Below are 17106 nucleotides of genomic sequence, written 5' to 3' on the forward strand. Positions count from 1 at the left end.
AGAGTGATTTTAGTAAACTTGTGCCACTTTCGGAGAAACTCGTGCCACTCTTACGAAAACTTGTGCCGGATTCCACTAAACTTGTGCCAAACTCTGAATATCAATCACGATTATCGTTACCACACTGACAAAAAGAAGGCAGCTACATCTCATCAGAACGGTTAAGGATTGATTCCCAATTCTTCTTTGATCGTATCAATCGTTTCACCATTCACTTCAGATTGAGGATCTGGAGTATTTACTACAAAATCATTTTCTGACAAGTAATACTTCACAAGGAGTGTAAAGTCTTTCTCGTCTGTCGTACCGTCGAAGTTAATATCTGTATTTCGATAGTCCGTTCCCCAATGATCTCGAAGCAATAATGCATCGTGAATATCAATCACATTGTCTTTATTGATATCCCCAGGCTTGGAAACGGCCATATAATACGTGACATATTCACCTATATCCACACCATTTTCCGTACGTCCCGCTTCAAGTGGTGTATACGTCGTGTAGTGTCCTGGTACATCCGTCACGACTGTGTACTTATGAACCGACGCCGGTAGTTGTTCGAAATTAATGACACCGTTTTTCGGTATGGTAACTGGATAGATGTTACCATCCTTATCCTCCAAGTGTATCGTGGCACCTATTTGTGTGTAATCACGGCTATAGTCAAAGCGGTTTGCATCTGTCAGGAGCCCTTCAGCGCCGATAAAGCCTGCATTGACCTTTGATACACTCGGATAAATTGGATGAGCTCCCAGTTTTGTTGGGATCCGTGGTCCGTTGTTGATCTTCATCGTACTGACACTGCTGAACAATGGAGAATACGCATTGAAAAACTCCTTCTCATTCGTGTCCGCAACAATCTTTAATAATGCTACGTCCCCTGATACCCCTTCACCAGGAATTTTGATTTCAATATCATTCCTGACACTTGTAGTACCGGTTTTTGTCACATTTAATTCTGTTCCTTCCGGTAATCCATCAGCCAATTGGAATTCAACGGAATCCAAATACTTACTTGAGTTATAGGTATACATTGAAAAGTCATGAGCGTTCTCTAAATTTCTAGCGTAGAAAGTATACGTTACCTTGTCACCCATTTGGTAAGAATCTTTATCCGCTTTCGCAAAAATAAATTGAAATCCTTTTGGCACATAGTAGACCATTTTAGGAATGGCTGTGTTTCCAGCATAATCCGCTCCTAAGTACTGGATTTCTTTAATGTAAGATGTCTTCACGTTGATTTCTTGTGAAAACGTTCCATCTTCCTCTACTTGAAGTCGATAGTTTGGACCATTTGGACCGTACCATATATTATTACTGGCTTGAGTGAGTGGAATATCGGTCTTAGACGTCTCCTCTATTTCAGCATCCAATAAAGTTCCTGATAAAGTAACCGTTTCTTGACCTTCTTCCAGTTCTACAATCGGAAAATCACCGGTTGGGATTGCGTTCGTCTGATCGTACACAACGGTTGGCGCACCATTGTCTAAACTGATGGTTGACATTTTGGCGAACTGCTTTCCGTCTTTCGTCGTTCCGATCATCTTCACATCATAAATGCCATCTTCCACTCTCACTTTTGTATAGCTGAGTGGCTTTTTATCATTTCCTGTTAATGGATAATAATAACCATAGAACCCTTCTTCAATGTAATAGTCGACATCGATGGCTGCTCCTGCTGAATTCACCCCTGTAATCCACCCCAGGTCTGCCTTCGTATCATGATCAACCAATACCCAATCCAATCTTTCCATTGGAGAGTTCAATCTGAAATCAAGGTCCGTTTCTTTTCTGCTATAAGGATTATTGACACGATTCGTGGAAATGCTCTTCGTATACACATCAAAGTAGCCAATTCCTTCTTCCACGACTTTCGCTCCGAATGGGATGCGATAATGGTCTGCCGGGTCCTTTTCATTTTGAATCACGATATACCCTTCATAGGTTCCTTTTTGGGCCGTTTTCGGGATGGTGAGAACTGCGTTGAATGATTCCACTTCCCCTTTTTTCACTTTCAGGGAGCTTGGCACATCGAGCTTAACACCATTTTTCTCTGCATCCAGTGAATCAGAAGCTGCTGCACCCACATTGTATTCTATTGATATATCATATTTGTTATTTTTATGGCTATTATTTGTAATGGATAGATTCGTCGATCTTGTCAGTTGTTCTTCTCCCATTGGGATAAAACCGTAGCTTAAGCCACCGGTTTGTTCCGGGATGATGACTTCTTCCTGATTTTCAATAAATGGCGTTTCATCCAGAACCGAAATCATGGTCTCCGAATGGATGGCCTGCATCGGATCGACTCTTCCTGCTCCCACTTCAAATACGCTATATTGGTTTTTCAAAGGATCTGCCGTATTCATTAACACTGATTTAATGTCACTTGGCGTATAATCAGGATGTGCTTGAAGCAATAATGCAGCAATCCCGGCTACTTGAGGTGACGCCATTGATGTACCTGATAATCGTTGATAGGCATGTGAATAATCCGATGAATCTTCTTTATTTTGCATATAGGATGGAACAGTTGAGAGAATGTTGACACCAGGTGCTGTTACCTCCGGCTTGATATCATACAAGGTTCCTGAAGGTCCTTTTGAACTAAAGGATGCCAGCTCATCACCGCTAATAACAGATTCTCCTGCCTCTCCAAGGGTAATGGTAGGAGTTCCAGCTTTAAATAGTTCTTTCACGGATAGTCCATCTTGGTTGGTTAAAGAGAAGGTTGGAATATTGTTATCGCTTTCACCCAAATAGTGAGGAATATGCCCTTCATCTGGATTGATATTATAAATGATGACAGCTTTTGCTCCATGTTGTTTGGCGATTTCCATCTTTTCGATGAGTGCATAAGTGCCTCGTGCCACGAATGCCACTTTCCCGGTGACCTCTTTCCCGTTGTAATCGGCTTGTCCACCTTCACCTACATCGACCATTTCATAGTTTTGCCCTTCAAGCTTACTAAACTCATTTGTCCAGTTGTTGGTCATTAACTGTAGTTCTCCAGCAAGGTCCTTGTCTTCAACCGAGAATGCACCATCATACGTTGTAACATTGGATGGAGCCGAGCTTGCGCCTACTGTCAAAGCAAGTGCAGCGGCACCTGGAGATCCCAACGTATAATTTCCTTGATCACCAGAGTTTCCAGCTGCCACGACGGCTGTTACACCACTTAATACGGCATGATCAACGGCAATGCTCGTTGCATACAAAGGGTTATTCGTTGCTGCGCCAAGGGATAGATTGATAATATCCATTCCATCTGCAACGGCACGGTCAATCCCGGCAAGAATGTTACTAGTTGATCCCGTTCCGTATGGACCTAAAACACGGTATACATTCAATTCCGCATCTGGAGCGACACCAATCACTTTGTAATCAGAATCATTAGCTGCTTGACCTACGATGGTTCCTGAAACATGTGTGCCATGCTCTGTATAATAGTAGCCTCCTTGATTCGTTTCACGGTATCCAGAAGCTTTCCAGTCATCATAAGTCGTTTCCATTGGATCGTCATCATTATCTACAAAATCGTATCCACCCTTATAGGCATCCTTTAGATCAGGGTGGTTGTAATCGACTCCTGTATCGATCACCCCAACTTTAATCCCTTTACCTGTGAATCCTTCTTTATGTAACTGGTCAATATTCATGAAAGGGATACTGTCCACTTTTGTCGTTGATCCTTCTTCTTCATCCGTCGCTTTAGGTGGAGGAGAGAGTTGGACTTCTTCTTCACTGTAAACAGCCTTTACTACTTCAGATTTTAATAGGCTTTCAACTTCATTGGCTGGTAGAGTCATTGCTACGCCATTAAACGCATCTTTATACGTGTGCTTAATTTCGTAGTTTTCTTTCCCCGATTTCGTCTTTTTCACCTTTTCATTTAAGTCTTTCTTAAATGTTGCGTGGGACTCTTCTACCTGTTTCTTTGCCTTCTCAAGAGAAACTTCCTTTCCCTTTAAAGATTGTTGAATTTGTTCTGACTTTGCAGGAAGCTGTTCAAATTCTACAATGACGGTCACTTCTTCTTCACTTTTCAAATCAATATCTCTCGATAATTGCAGGCCCCTCATTGAGCGATTGGCTTCTAGTTTGTCCAACGCCTCACGCTGCTCTGTCGACAAGCCTGCTAAGATTTTCATTGCATCCGACTGTGTTTCTGCATGTATCGCAGATCCATGAGTTAATGGTGCAACTCCACCCATTAGAAGCCCTACACTTAATGCGATCTTTGGATATTTGCTGGCATTCATGACTTCAACCCCCTTCTTCTTTCTAATTAAATTATATTGTCGAAGGACCCATACGTCATTGGGGGGAATTTTATCAAATGAGGGGGAAGAAATATGGTGATTTTTGTGTAAACGAAAGGATAAAAGTCAGAAAAATCAACTATTTTAAGGCGAAAGTGAAATTCTCACGCTTAAATTAGACTATTAGAACCATTTCTTTTGAACCACTAAAATTGGGGGATAAAATAAATTTCACATAGAAAAGCCAAGAAAATCCTATTCAAAGGAAATTCTTGGCTTCGAATGTTAATGTTTCACTGTAATTTTCTTCTTTTCAGACGTCAACGATAATCCTGTTTCATCTGTTCCTGTAACAGTCACATAATAGTCACCGTCCGGATATTCAGTACCAGCATACCATTTCAATCCATAAATCGAATGTTCATTTTCAATATCTGCATACTCGATCATTTCTCCTTCTGCATTTGAAATCTCAATATGCCAATCCAATCGTTTATATCCAAAAATTAAGATGGAAGCAGGCTTTGTTTCATTGACATTGGTTCCAGAAACGTTCAAATAATTGATAAATGGACCTGCATGAAGCAATTCTTCATTTCCAGTGTATCCAACACCGACATTCCGAAGACCATCTATTGCTGATATCATGACAATCTCAGGTTTCTCATCGCTAATATACTCATTTACATCCGCGCTTACTGACTTCTGATATCCATCATTGACCCAGATGAAATTTCCGATATGTTTCGTTCCTTCTTCCTGTACATCCCACGTGATCTTGTACTTCCCATCTGAAAGTTCAGCGATGTTGATATTTTTAACAACGGGAGCACCAGAATCAAGTTTTATCGGAATCTTCGTTTGTTGAGGCTTAGCTCCCTCATAATTCAGGGTACTTTCGTATACATACGTATAGTTGCCGTCAGGAAGTTTGTTCCCGTCATCATCTGTACCACTCCAGTACATCCCATCGAACTTATAGGAGTAATTTCCATAGCTCATGATGTTCTTCCTGAATGGATACGGACTACCATCTTCCGTGAACTCGCCAAAATTCGTAATATGGGCAACCGTTTTTCCTTTCTCATCTTCCACCTTCAGAGACATTTCCTTCAGGTTACGAAATGCTGTGAAGGAAGGATACATACCTGTAGGGACTGCATTCTTGGAATAGCCGATCTCGTTCGGATCAAATGTTCCAGTAGAAGTGCTATATCCCATAGGTAAGGTCAGCATGTCATTCCAAAGAACAGTGTACCCTAAGAAAGGATCTCCATTAACCGGGCTCTCATCAATGTTATCTAACGAATCCCAGTCACCATAAAAGCCCATAAATGGCATTGTTAAAGTCGTTAAGTCTTTTACTGAACTGCCTTTTGGTACGAAGCGTACAAACCCTTCAACAAAACGACCTTCGCTTAATTCTTCCGGTAGTGTGACAGAAATCTTCACTTCGCCATCACGACGTGGTTTGTATTGGATTTTCTCGTCATCCGTCAGCTGTTTTCCGTTGATTTTCACAACTGCCCCATCGATCGGAACCGAATGTAAGGTTAGATAGTCTCTTTCTACTCCGTTATAGGCCTTCTTCTCTGTTTCATCCATTAGCACATCTACGACGATTTCATACTGATCATTCGCTTTTTCCAGCTTTTTTGAAAGCGGCTCTACATCCAACGTGAAATCGAATGTACTATCCACTTCTTTTAAGGCAACAGATGCAGACTTTTCTAAAGGAGCCCCTACATGTTCTACAAGATAAGGAGATTTAATCGCTTGCTCAATCTTCATCAAGCCTGATCCTTGACGTCTTGGTGAGTAAAAGGAATTCTCATCATCCGGATTCGTTAACACCTCAGACGTGTTCATTAAAGCATTTTTCGCTTTTAAGACGGTATCTTCATTTTTTGGTAAGCCCAACTCTTCATAATACTTCTCAAGAAGTAAAGCTGCCCCGGCTGCAACATGTGGAGTGGCCATGGACGTTCCACTCATGACTTCATATTTGTTGTCCAATACCGTCGAACTGATCTTTCCGCCAGGTGCTGTGATTTCCGGTTTAAAGCTTAAATCTGTTGGTGCACCATATGAAGAGAAATAAGACATTGGTTCTGTTGTCGGGTTTTGCACCCAAAGACCCTCGTCTAACAATTCTACGGAGATTTTTTCTCCGCTTTGTAATCGTTCTACCAGTTGATCTCCCTCAGTATGTCCAGTCGTAACGGCAGGAATCGTGTACTTAGAGAAATTTAAAGTTGCATATGACGGGTATTTATCTGGTGGAATGACAATAACTCCCACTGCCCCTTTTCTTGCTGCATCGTATTGTAGGGATGAATAAATAGAATAGGATTTTTCAAGCTTTGCAACTACGATCTTCCCTACTAAATCCAAGCCATCCAGATGATTGCCAAACCCTTCACCGCCGAAAACCAATTCGTATTCTTTACCGGATTCAAGTTCATCACTAAACTTTTTGGAGCTGTACTGTGTTTGGTACCCAAACTGGCTTCCATCATTTAAACGAAGTGCATCTACTCTCATCTGATCATTTTCTGATGAAGCAACCTGCAGTGCTGAAGGAGTTACACCAGGATCGCCAACGAGGCCGATATCCGGATTTTTAGCCAAAGGTAATTGAGATCTTTCCAGCAAGTTTTGTTTTGTACTATAGGAAGCATTACCTGCCGCAGCTACGACCAACACCCCATGCTCTGTTGCATATTGAATGGCACGTTGTATCGGATCATTGGAATCCACGCTTCCTGCGTCAGATCCCAGGCTTAAATTGATGACATCAGCCCCGAACTCCACCGCATGATAGATTCCCGCCGCAATATCATCATCATAGGCACCGCTTCTTTTATCAGAGAATACCTTTTCAGCTAATAGCTGTACATCCGGTGCGACTCCCATCGCTTTTTTCTGGGATTCTTCGTATGCCCCGACAATTCCAGCTACATGGGTTCCATGGGCATTACTTGCCGGGATGACATTGGTATCATGGTCTGCCCAATCATAGCCTGTTGGCACTTTGTCTGTGTACCACACATCATCTACTTCCGATTCGTCAAGCTTCTCTTGAATGTTATCTTCATTATACTTTGCTTTTTTCTTTCCTTTATCAGAAAGCGTCATGGCCTCATGGCGATAATCGATTCCCGAGTCCACAATCGCTACGACCATTCCATCACCGCTATAATTATATTTTGTCCATACATTCATCGCTTCCACAAGTTCATTGCTCTTTACATCCATATGTTCATATGTCTTTGCGATACGAATATCCTTTACGCCTTCCATCTCTTTGATCTTCTCAGCGTCTTTCATCGTCGTTTCCATACTGAATCCATAGAAGCCTGTTGAATACGTATGTATGACTTTAGAAGAAGCATCCCTCTTTTTCATAAACGTATTTTTCACTTCTTCCACCTGCTTTTCAGGTGCCGTTCTCAGTTTCTCATTTACGTCCACTTCTATGATTAAACGAACATTTTCATTTGGATTGAATGCTTTTAGGTCTTGTCCGTATAAAGGATCATCGATAGCTTTCTTTTCCAAATCCAACATTGGAAGATTTGCCTTTTGTGAAGCAGGTATCTGCCCCTCATTCGTCTGATAGAATGTTGCACTGGCTGGCGTAATCATACTGCTGCTTAGGAGAACCGACATCAATCCAATGGATAACGTACTTTTCTTCGAAACCATCATGTATTCACCCTTTTTGATAGAATAGTAACTTTCTTTTTACGTATCTCATAGAAGAAACAGTACTCCCGTGTAAATATCATAATATCCCCTTACACTTCCCTTCCTCCTTCCATCATTTTGAATACGGAGTACCATTATCTAACCATTTCTATTAAGTGATCAGGTATCCTGTTGGGGGAGTCCAAGTATTACAAGAAGGAAAGAATGGGTCGTTTCACCCTGAGATTGCCAACATTTTTTTGTATTCCTTTTGAAATAGCCAAATCTGTTAGTATAAAAGAATGAATATTCAATAAATTTATTGGGGGAAATCAGGTGAATAGTAAGATTATAAACATCGGAGGACTGCAAAAGAATTCATTTTATGAAAATAGACTCACCTCACTGATTGTCTCTTTTCTTGAAAATTAACTACCCTTGGGGAATAAAAAAAGGGAAAGAAATGTCATGAACATTTCTTTCCCTTTTGTCGGTTATTGCCTACTTGTTATTCAGTTGGCTCCAATCCCATCATATTCAAATAATAGGCTAGATCTTTTTTACCGTTTGTTTCTTTAGGTGATTTCCCTTTAGGCGCATCCTGTCCTTTCGTCAAGAAGTTGTTTTCAATGAATCGAACGTCCGTCTCGTTTACTACTCCATCCTGATTCAGGTCATATGTTTGAATCTCAGGGTTTTCTTTACCGTAGTACTCAACGATATCCCGAACATCTTTGATATCGATCAAGCTGTCACTGTTCACATCTCCGGCAAGACTCATTTTGGTTCCTCCGGAAACGAACCTTCCATACTCTTCACCCTTCAATTCAAATCCAGGTACCAATGGAGTATAGGTCTTTAAATGTCCAGGGGTTTCCACTACGACATTGTAAGTCTCAAGTGAAGCCGGAACACCATAGATTGTGTATTTCCCATTTGCAGAAATGCTACCTTCATATTTTTTACCATCCGGTGATAGGGCATATACCTTCGCTCCGATATTTTGAGCTACATTATTTGGTAATAGTAGATTGCCGCTGGAACTTTTCTTCAAAAATGCTTCTGGTTTAATATTCCCTTCGATCCTTGAATGTTTGGACACGAAGTTATAGGATGACGTGCTGTAATATGGAAGAGTTACGGCAGAATCTTCACCGGCCTTTGTATAGCTTGACTTTGTGACATCCATTTTGTCAGCTCCATAAAACCAATCATCTTGAGTGACCTTGAATGAAACGTCCACGACAGGCATGTCTCCACTCAAACCGGAATACCCTTCTCCATTCAATGCAGCTCCCATCGTAACGGTCTGGTAATATCCGGTACCGCTTACTACAGGATCTTGAAGGGATGCCTGTAGTCCATTTTCTTCTGCATAGGCTTTAAATTGATCATTCAGCTTTGCCGATTCGAATGAGTACATTTCCCCTTTATACTGAATTGTGTACTCTCCGGAAATAAAATCTTTCACGTTATTCAAGCTAAGCGTCATGGTTACAGTATCGTCTAATACGACTTCTTCCTTGTTGTACTTCGAAGTCAGATACTCAGTGCCTTCTTGAAGGAAGATATATCTTTGGTAATTGACATTTGCTGCGATATCAGTAGCAGCCAAACTTAATCGTAATGGTTCGTCTGCAATATCAGATGGTTCTATGCCAAACTCTGTGTCCCCTTCAGAATCCGCTGGTGGGAAACAACAATTAAAGTACTCCCGGAAGCCGGTTGCTATCATGAATTTATTCGAAGATTGATCATATTCCAATCCTTTTGATTGTAAAACCCCCACTGTTTCATCCTGCACATTCCCGTGGATCCAAAAAGCTTTGTGCCCAAACTCTTCTGTGTACATATCTTCACTGATTTCATACACACCAGGAGCCTTATCAAATGTCACTTGAGGTTTGGAATTGTCTACGATGACAGGAGTGTCGATCGTATACGTTTTTCCTTCTTCATCATACCCAATGAACTCCATTTCATAGTAACCTTCAGGCAAATCCATGAATTGATCTGAAATCGGGTTTTGTACGTCATTTGTAAACGGATAAACCCTTCCAGCAAAAACAGCAGGAATATAATACCTGAAGTCAGCCATTGCATTCGCTTGTCTGAGGGAAGCAATGAACCCAATAGCATCACCTGACTGTCCATCTTTTATCACTACATCTATCCTCGTCAGTGGATTTTTCATTTGAAATGCTGCTGAGATAAACGGATTGTAGTACTGCCACTTTGGTGTATTATTCGCAAGAGCAGGTCGGTCTGTTTCTAGATAGTCAAACCCTTTTCCTGTGACTCGAATCGCAAATGGAACCTGGTACGTTTCACCCGCATCACTTGCATTCGTCAGGTGAATATATCCTTCATATCGTCCTTCTTCTGCATCTTTCGGAACCGTGATCGTTGGTGAAATTCCTTTCGAACCGCTTGCGGAAACCGCTACACTCGTCGGAACATCTAACTGAATGCCATTTGCAGCTGAATCTTTAATGCCTGTACGTTCATCATGGTATTCGACTTCAACCTTGAATGACTTTTCTTCTCCACTATTGTTCTCGATGATCATCTTGCTTTCTGCTTTAATTCCATTGTCGTCTTTGTAGTGACTTCCGAAAGAGATGGATGCCGTCTCATCTTCAATCTCTTCTTCTTGACCATTTTCGTCTAGATTTTTTGTTTTATCCATCACTTTGATGGATACATCGGCATGTACCGCATCATAGGCATCCACACGTCCCGCTCCCTGCTCATATACGGATACGTCACCGTTCAAGTCTTCTGCTGTATTCATTAATGCTGCTTTTACATCAAATGGAGTATAATCAGGGTTTTCTGAAAGAATCAAGGCTGCTACACCTGCTACATGAGGTGTTGCCATGGATGTCCCCTGAAGGCGGGCATAGGCTGCAGAATAGTCTTCTCCTTCTTCCGGGCTATTGATGTATTCAGGAATGGTTGAGAAAATCGCTACTCCCGGTGCCACAACATCCGGTTTAATATCATAGCTTCCACCCACAGGTCCTCTTGAACTGAAGCCAGCCAGGTTGTCCCCTTCTGTTTTAACGCTTGCTAAATCCCCAAATGTGATGGAGACGTTATCTCCTAAACCTTTCAAACGCTCTCCGTCCGCTTTTGTCATACGTAAGGTCGGGATAAATTCTGATCCCTCTCCTAAATAAGCTGGAATATTACCGTCAACATTATTGTAGATGATGACAGCTTCTGCCCCTGCTTGTTTCGCGTGTTTCATTTTATCCACAAAGGTAATTTCACCACGTTGAATCAGGGCGATTTTGCCTGTTAAATCTTTTCCTTCAAAATCGGCTTCATAACCAAGTCCGGCAAAAACCACTGGTTTGGACTGGCTTTCAAGAGAGGTTAAATCATCGGAAAAGTTCTTCCCCATTAATAAGACATTTTCAAATGTTTCTCCATTGACACTCATGGATTGAAAGGTAGGGATATCCATGGCGAAATCACTTGCCCCAACCGTAATACCCAGGGCCGCTGCACCAGGGGATCCTAGTGTTCCTTCATTCGGACCGCTGTTTCCTGCAGCCACTACTGTCACCACTCCCGATAGCATGGCGTTGTTAACCGCTACAGAGGTTGGATATAACGGATTGTTCGTTGAAGCTCCTAGTGAAAGGTTGATGACATCCATTTTGTCATCTATGGCTTTGTCAATTCCTGCAAGGATCCCTGCTGTTGCTCCGGATCCATAAGGTCCAAGTACACGATAGCCATAAAGATCTACATTCGGTGCTACCCCTTTTACGGCGTAATCCACTGAATTTTGTTGGTCCCCGGCGATCGTTCCTGACACGTGTGTTCCGTGTTCTGTATAATAAGCAGATCCCGAACTTGGATTAATTTCAGGTAAACCGGACTTTTTCCAATCTTCATATGTGGTTTCCATCGGGTCATTATCGTTATCAACGAAATCATATCCACCTTGATATACATCTTTTAAATCAGGGTGGTTATAATCAATTCCTGTGTCCAGTACTCCAACTTTAATTCCTTCACCCGTAATATGTTCATCATGAAGCTTGTCCACATTGATTTGAGGAATACTATCCATCATTTTAGATTCAGAAGCTTCTCCTTCCGGAAGATCAAGCTGAACGACTTCATCTTTCCATACCCGTTTCACGACACCAGAGTCCAGCAAACTCTCAATCTCATTTCCAGGAATGGACATTGCGACACCATTGATGGCTGAACGATATTCTTTTGTAATTTTCGCTTCTAGTAATCCAGGGCTTACACTCTTTTTATTTTTCATAGAGTTGAATGTTTGTTTAAAATCACTGTGAGATTTCTCCACTTTCAAAGCAGCTGCTTTCGTAGTCGTACGGACTCCTTTAGCCGCCTGCTTCATCACTTCCACTTTTGCAGGTGCCTGTTTGAACTCAACGATGACATCAACGAGCCCTTCACTTTCGGTATTGATATTCGGAGCGATTTCAAAGTCTGGCTTCGCTTCGATCTGTTTAAGAGCATTTCTTTGCTCATCCGATAAATTCATTAATGTCTTCTCTACATCTTTTACCTGTGTGAACTTAGACGTACTAGGTGCACTTTCTGCCATAACATTAAATGGAATTCCTGATGTTCCTAATAGACTTGTAGCCAGTGCAACCGTCAAGATCTTAGCTGAACGCTTCTTATTCATACTCTTCCCCCTCTAATATTCATCCGTGGCGCAGAAATGTTTACAATTTGTATTCTATCTCTCTCCAATTAGACTGTTAATTGGGAAAATTCTTTATTCATTTCGACATTTCTCTCATGCTCCTCGCCACTTAAGGGCTGAATTCTGTTAACTTAAGACACCAAGACAGCTTGGATGTTGGGAAAGTTTTTCTTGAAGAAGTCATTGTACCTATAAAATAATATTCTCACCTCACCAAACAGGCATATCCTACTATATGAAGAGGCCAAATCTTCCCGAAAAAATTTCATGAGAACGTAAAAACAAGCAACCTGGATTGGCTGCTTGTTTACATGTTTCATTTATATAGGTTCATTATGGTTAAAAATCAGCTTTTTTAATAGTTCATTGGATAAATGCAGATAGTGATTGGAAGAATCCAAGTCTCCCTTTTCTTTAAAGTATCCCGCCAATCGTTCCGAGAAAGATGCGGACTTATATAGATCATATTGTTTCATTATTGGTAGACCACGGTCGATCAAGTAATCACTAAGACGTTTGTCATCCTTGATCGCATCTAAGTACAGCACCATCAATTCTATATATTTAACAGACTCTTGATCTTTAAAGTCTCTTAGATTCTCTTGTAAAAGAGTGATTGCGACCTCACTCTCTTCCAGGTCCAGCAATACTTGTACCATTTCTACCAATGTGCCGTAATAGCTCATTGTGTGTTTCTTTTTTAATTTTAGCGACTGGGAGAAATAGTCCAGCGATTCTTGTAGCCTTCCTTTCTTTCTGTTTAACAGACCGAAATTATGAAGAGCAGTAATTTTCGATTCGTTATCCTTTAACATCTCTGCATCGTTTAAGGCTGTATGTAGCAAATCTTCTGCGCGTTCAAGATCGTTAATATAAATCAAGTTAGCCGATAACCCTATCTTTACATGAAGAATCCTTAATATGTTCCCTGTGTTCTGAAAGATTCTCAAAGCCTTATGCGAGTAATGAAGGGACAACGTGAAATGTTTCAATAACCCGTGATTGGCTGCTTTATAATAATGATAATCTGTCACTTTATCACTATATAGGTCGGCTTTATCCTCAATTTTATCAAAAATGGCAATCGCTTTGGAGTATTGTTGTTTTTGGCCATAATAGATTCCTTGAAAGAACTCCCATAAGTACTTTTCAAACGAAGAAAATTTGCTCATATTCTTTTTCAATCCAAGAGAGGCCTGTTCATATTCGGTTGGATTATGTGTGAATAATAAGTATCGAAGCATGTAAAGTTCATATAAGTACACCATTTCCGTACATTGTATATAGTCTCTATGCCTTTCTAACTCCTGATACAGTCTTTCGGCATGATCTCGATGAAGTCTTTCAATCGCTTCAAAGAATTGAGCTAACTGACGTTTTAAATACAGTGTTTTAGCCGTTTCCTCTTCGATTGATACACCAAGTCGTTTACAAAGTAATTCTAACGTTTCCAGATTTCCTTCTTTCGAACTGTTCTCAATCTTACTTAAATGAGTGGTTGAACATATCCCTTTACAAAGTTGCTCTTGTGTTTTACTTTGTTTCTTTCGATGGTAGTAGATAATTCTGCCGATAGACATGGTTTCACTTCCCCCCTGTATATATCTATCATTATACATAGGAAATAGGTATCTTATAAGCTATTAACGATAAGTATTTTTGCTTAAATAGGTGGATAAAAAGATATAATTTATTAATAAATATACATTTTTTCCTTATAAAGGAAAGTACCCTTAAGCATTGTTACTCGTGGATATAGCGAGTGGTGGTTGATTTCCACTCCAATCAACTTTATAAGCGTAAGTGTTTCATTATAACACTGTAAGTTTCAAGAATACTTACACCAAATCTTTGCGAAAAGATACAACTAATAAGATAAATCCCTTCCAAAAATCGAAAGCTGACCAAGTTTAGGTACACGATTAGATTTCTCAAGTAAGGCTGATAAATAGAAAAAAAGAAACCCTCTTTTAATAGAAAAGAAGGTTTCTCTACTTATCATCGATTTATTGTCGATCAAACAGCACACGACCAGCAATTCCCGGATTCGTCATTTCATAAGGATTCAGAATCAAATCAAGCTCCTCTTCGGTCAATACATCATACTCAAGGCAAAGCTCTCTTACCGATTTCCCTTTTAAAATGGCTTCCCTTGCAATGCGGGATACGACTTCATATCCTAAGTGAGGGTTCACCGCGGTGATAATTCCTACACTGTTTTCCACGTATTCTTTCATACGCGTTTCATTCGCTTCAATTCCGACAAGGCAATTGTCTGTAAAGCTTCTGAACGCATTGTTCATGATGCTGATTGATTGAAGGAGATTGAATACAAGCACAGGCTCCATCACGTTCAATTCAAGCTGACCAGCTTCAGATGCCAAGGAGATGGTCTGATCATTCCCCATGACCTGGAAGGCTACCTGGTTAATGAGTTCCGGCATAACTGGATTCACTTTCCCAGGCATGATGGAAGAACCCGGCTGTCTGGATGGAAGTGAAATTTCACCTAGTCCGGCACGAGGCCCAGAAGCCATCATACGAAGATCATTGGCAATCTTGGACATATTGACCATGCATACCTTCAGTGCAGACGAAACTTCTGTGTAGGCATCCGTATTCTGAGTGGCATCGACGAGATGCTCAGCTCCCGTCAGTGGTAAGCCGCTGATTTCAGCCAGATGCTTCACGACACTCTGGATATATACAGGATCTGCGTTTAATCCGGTTCCTACCGCAGTGGCCCCCATATTCACTTCATAAAGGTGATCCCGCGTTCGCGCGATGCGTTTGATATCACGTTCCACTACTCTGCTGTACGCTTCAAACTCCTGTCCAAGGCGAATCGGAACAGCATCCTGCAGATGGGTACGGCCCATTTTAATGACGTGATCGAACTCCTGGGCCTTCTGCTTAAAGGCATTTAACATATGTTCCATGGTATCCAGAAGCTTCTCTAGTAATTTCAGTGTGGAGATATGGATGACTGTCGGGAATACGTCATTGGTTGACTGTGACATATTGACATGACTGTTCGGGCTTACTTTCCCGTACTCTCCTTTGCGATGGGACATGAGCTCCAGTGCACGATTGGCAATGACCTCATTGGCATTCATGTTGATAGATGTTCCAGCCCCACCTTGAATCGGGTCGACAATGAAGAAGTCATGAAGCTTGCCTTCAAGAATCTCATCGGACGCCTGCACGATAGCTCTCCCGATTCCTTCGTATAAGCGTGTTGTTTCCATATTTGCAAGTGCAGCCGCTTTTTTTACAACCGCCAAGGCATCGATCATTTCTTTATGAATTTTATAACCAGTGATCGGGAAGTTCTCCACTGCCCTCAATGTTTGTATTCCATAGTATACATCTTCAGGTACTTCTTTTTCCCCGAGAAAATCTTTTTCTATTCTAAATCCACTCGTGACGTTTATCATTTCTCTACTCCCTGTATTCGGATTAGCTGTCTCTAATTGATGATTCTATCAATTAGAGACAGAGTAGGCAATGATTTAAGGGTAAAACCCATTAATTTCAAAGATTATGAAAAAAGCGCTTTCACATGATAGAAAGCACTCTGTGTATTCAAAGTCAGTATGTTGATATGACCGCCCCATTTTTATGGATGAGAGTGACCAGTTGTCCGGATTTATTTTGATAATCCCCAGATGTTCCATAGGGTACCTTTAAGACAAATTCTCCATTTTGATCTTTGAATTCAACAAAAAAGCTGTCGGCAGCACCTATGATTACAGCTTCTGTAACTTCGGCTTTCCCTGGGATGAAGAGATTCTGCCCTATCAGAACCATGTCCATCTTGAGCCCGTTTTCCCTTGTTAATTCTTCAGCCTTTACACCATAGCGATGAGCTATTCCCCAAAGAGTGTCTCCGGGAACAACGGTGTAATACTCACCGATTGGGGATGAGCCTGCCGGTAAGGATAGCGTCTCACCCGTCTTGATCTCATATGAAGTCCTCTCATTGGTATGCATGATTTCTTCGACGGTTGTTTCATACTTCTTAGCCAAAGAGTATAGAGTATCTCCATTTTTAATCGTATATGGGTTATATTCTTTATGCTGTTTTCTATCAGGCACTAGAAGTTTTTGTCCTATGTAGATCTTATCCGATGATAGAATATTCGCTTCCATTAACTGCTCAACTGTCACCTCGTACTTCTTTGCAAGGCTATATAAAGTATCATTCTTCTTCACTGTATACTCAGTGCTGCATGCTCCTGCCTTCCCACCAGCCAATAGTAGTGCTGTTATCGTCCCTGCAGCAGTGGCAGCAGCAATCTTTTTATTTCTGGCTTTTGCCTTCTTTTTTCGTGCTTCAGCAATTCTTTGCTTTCTCTTGGTTGAAATCGTAGTCAATTTTACATCCCCCAATGTTCACTTTGTATGTAACCAACTCTATACCGTTCGAACAAATGGGGTATTTTTAAGGGTATA

Annotated in this window: 6 protein-coding genes; all 6 read right to left on the reverse strand. The window is 41.1% G+C overall.

The features are described 5' to 3' along the window. Window positions 1–161: 161 nt before the first annotated feature. Window positions 162–4259 carry a S8 family serine peptidase gene (locus ACIGG7_RS20790; RefSeq protein WP_397550905.1) on the reverse strand — a complete coding sequence of 1366 codons (4098 nt, stop codon included), beginning with the start codon at window positions 4257–4259 and terminating at the stop codon, window positions 162–164. Between the two features lie 285 nt (window positions 4260–4544). Beyond that, window positions 4545–7970 carry a S8 family serine peptidase gene (locus tag ACIGG7_RS20795; protein WP_397550906.1) on the reverse strand — a complete coding sequence of 1142 codons (3426 nt, stop codon included), beginning with the start codon at window positions 7968–7970 and terminating at the stop codon, window positions 4545–4547. Window positions 7971–8457: 487 nt separating this feature from the next. Next, window positions 8458–12630 (reverse strand): S8 family serine peptidase, encoded by a 4173-nt coding sequence (locus ACIGG7_RS20800; protein ID WP_397550907.1) that lies wholly within the window; start codon window positions 12628–12630, stop codon window positions 8458–8460. Window positions 12631–12971: 341 nt separating this feature from the next. Beyond that, the gene (locus tag ACIGG7_RS20805) at window positions 12972–14231 is read right to left on the reverse strand and encodes a helix-turn-helix domain-containing protein (protein WP_397550908.1); all 1260 of its coding nucleotides are present in this window, start codon (window positions 14229–14231) and stop codon (window positions 12972–12974) included. Window positions 14232–14657: 426 nt separating this feature from the next. Beyond that, window positions 14658–16088 carry an aspartate ammonia-lyase gene (gene aspA / locus ACIGG7_RS20810; protein ID WP_397550909.1) on the reverse strand — a complete coding sequence of 477 codons (1431 nt, stop codon included), beginning with the start codon at window positions 16086–16088 and terminating at the stop codon, window positions 14658–14660. A gap of 154 nt (window positions 16089–16242) precedes the next feature. Continuing rightward, window positions 16243–17028 (reverse strand): LysM peptidoglycan-binding domain-containing protein, encoded by a 786-nt coding sequence (locus ACIGG7_RS20815; RefSeq protein ID WP_397550910.1) that lies wholly within the window; start codon window positions 17026–17028, stop codon window positions 16243–16245. Between the last annotated feature and the right edge of the window lie 78 nt (window positions 17029–17106).

The organism is Rossellomorea sp. NPDC077527 (assembly GCF_044542955.1).
GTDB classification, from domain to species: domain Bacteria; phylum Bacillota; class Bacilli; order Bacillales; family Bacillaceae_B; genus Rossellomorea; species Rossellomorea aquimaris_E.

Coding starts and splice junctions, on each gene's coding strand:
- ACIGG7_RS20790 (WP_397550905.1), bottom strand. CDS start 4,259: ATGAATGCCAGCAAATATCCAAAGATCGCATTAAGTGTAGGGCTTCTA.
- ACIGG7_RS20795 (WP_397550906.1), bottom strand. CDS start 7,970: ATGATGGTTTCGAAGAAAAGTACGTTATCCATTGGATTGATGTCGGTT.
- ACIGG7_RS20800 (WP_397550907.1), bottom strand. CDS start 12,630: ATGAATAAGAAGCGTTCAGCTAAGATCTTGACGGTTGCACTGGCTACA.
- ACIGG7_RS20805 (WP_397550908.1), bottom strand. CDS start 14,231: ATGTCTATCGGCAGAATTATCTACTACCATCGAAAGAAACAAAGTAAA.
- aspA (WP_397550909.1), bottom strand. CDS start 16,088: ATGATAAACGTCACGAGTGGATTTAGAATAGAAAAAGATTTTCTCGGG.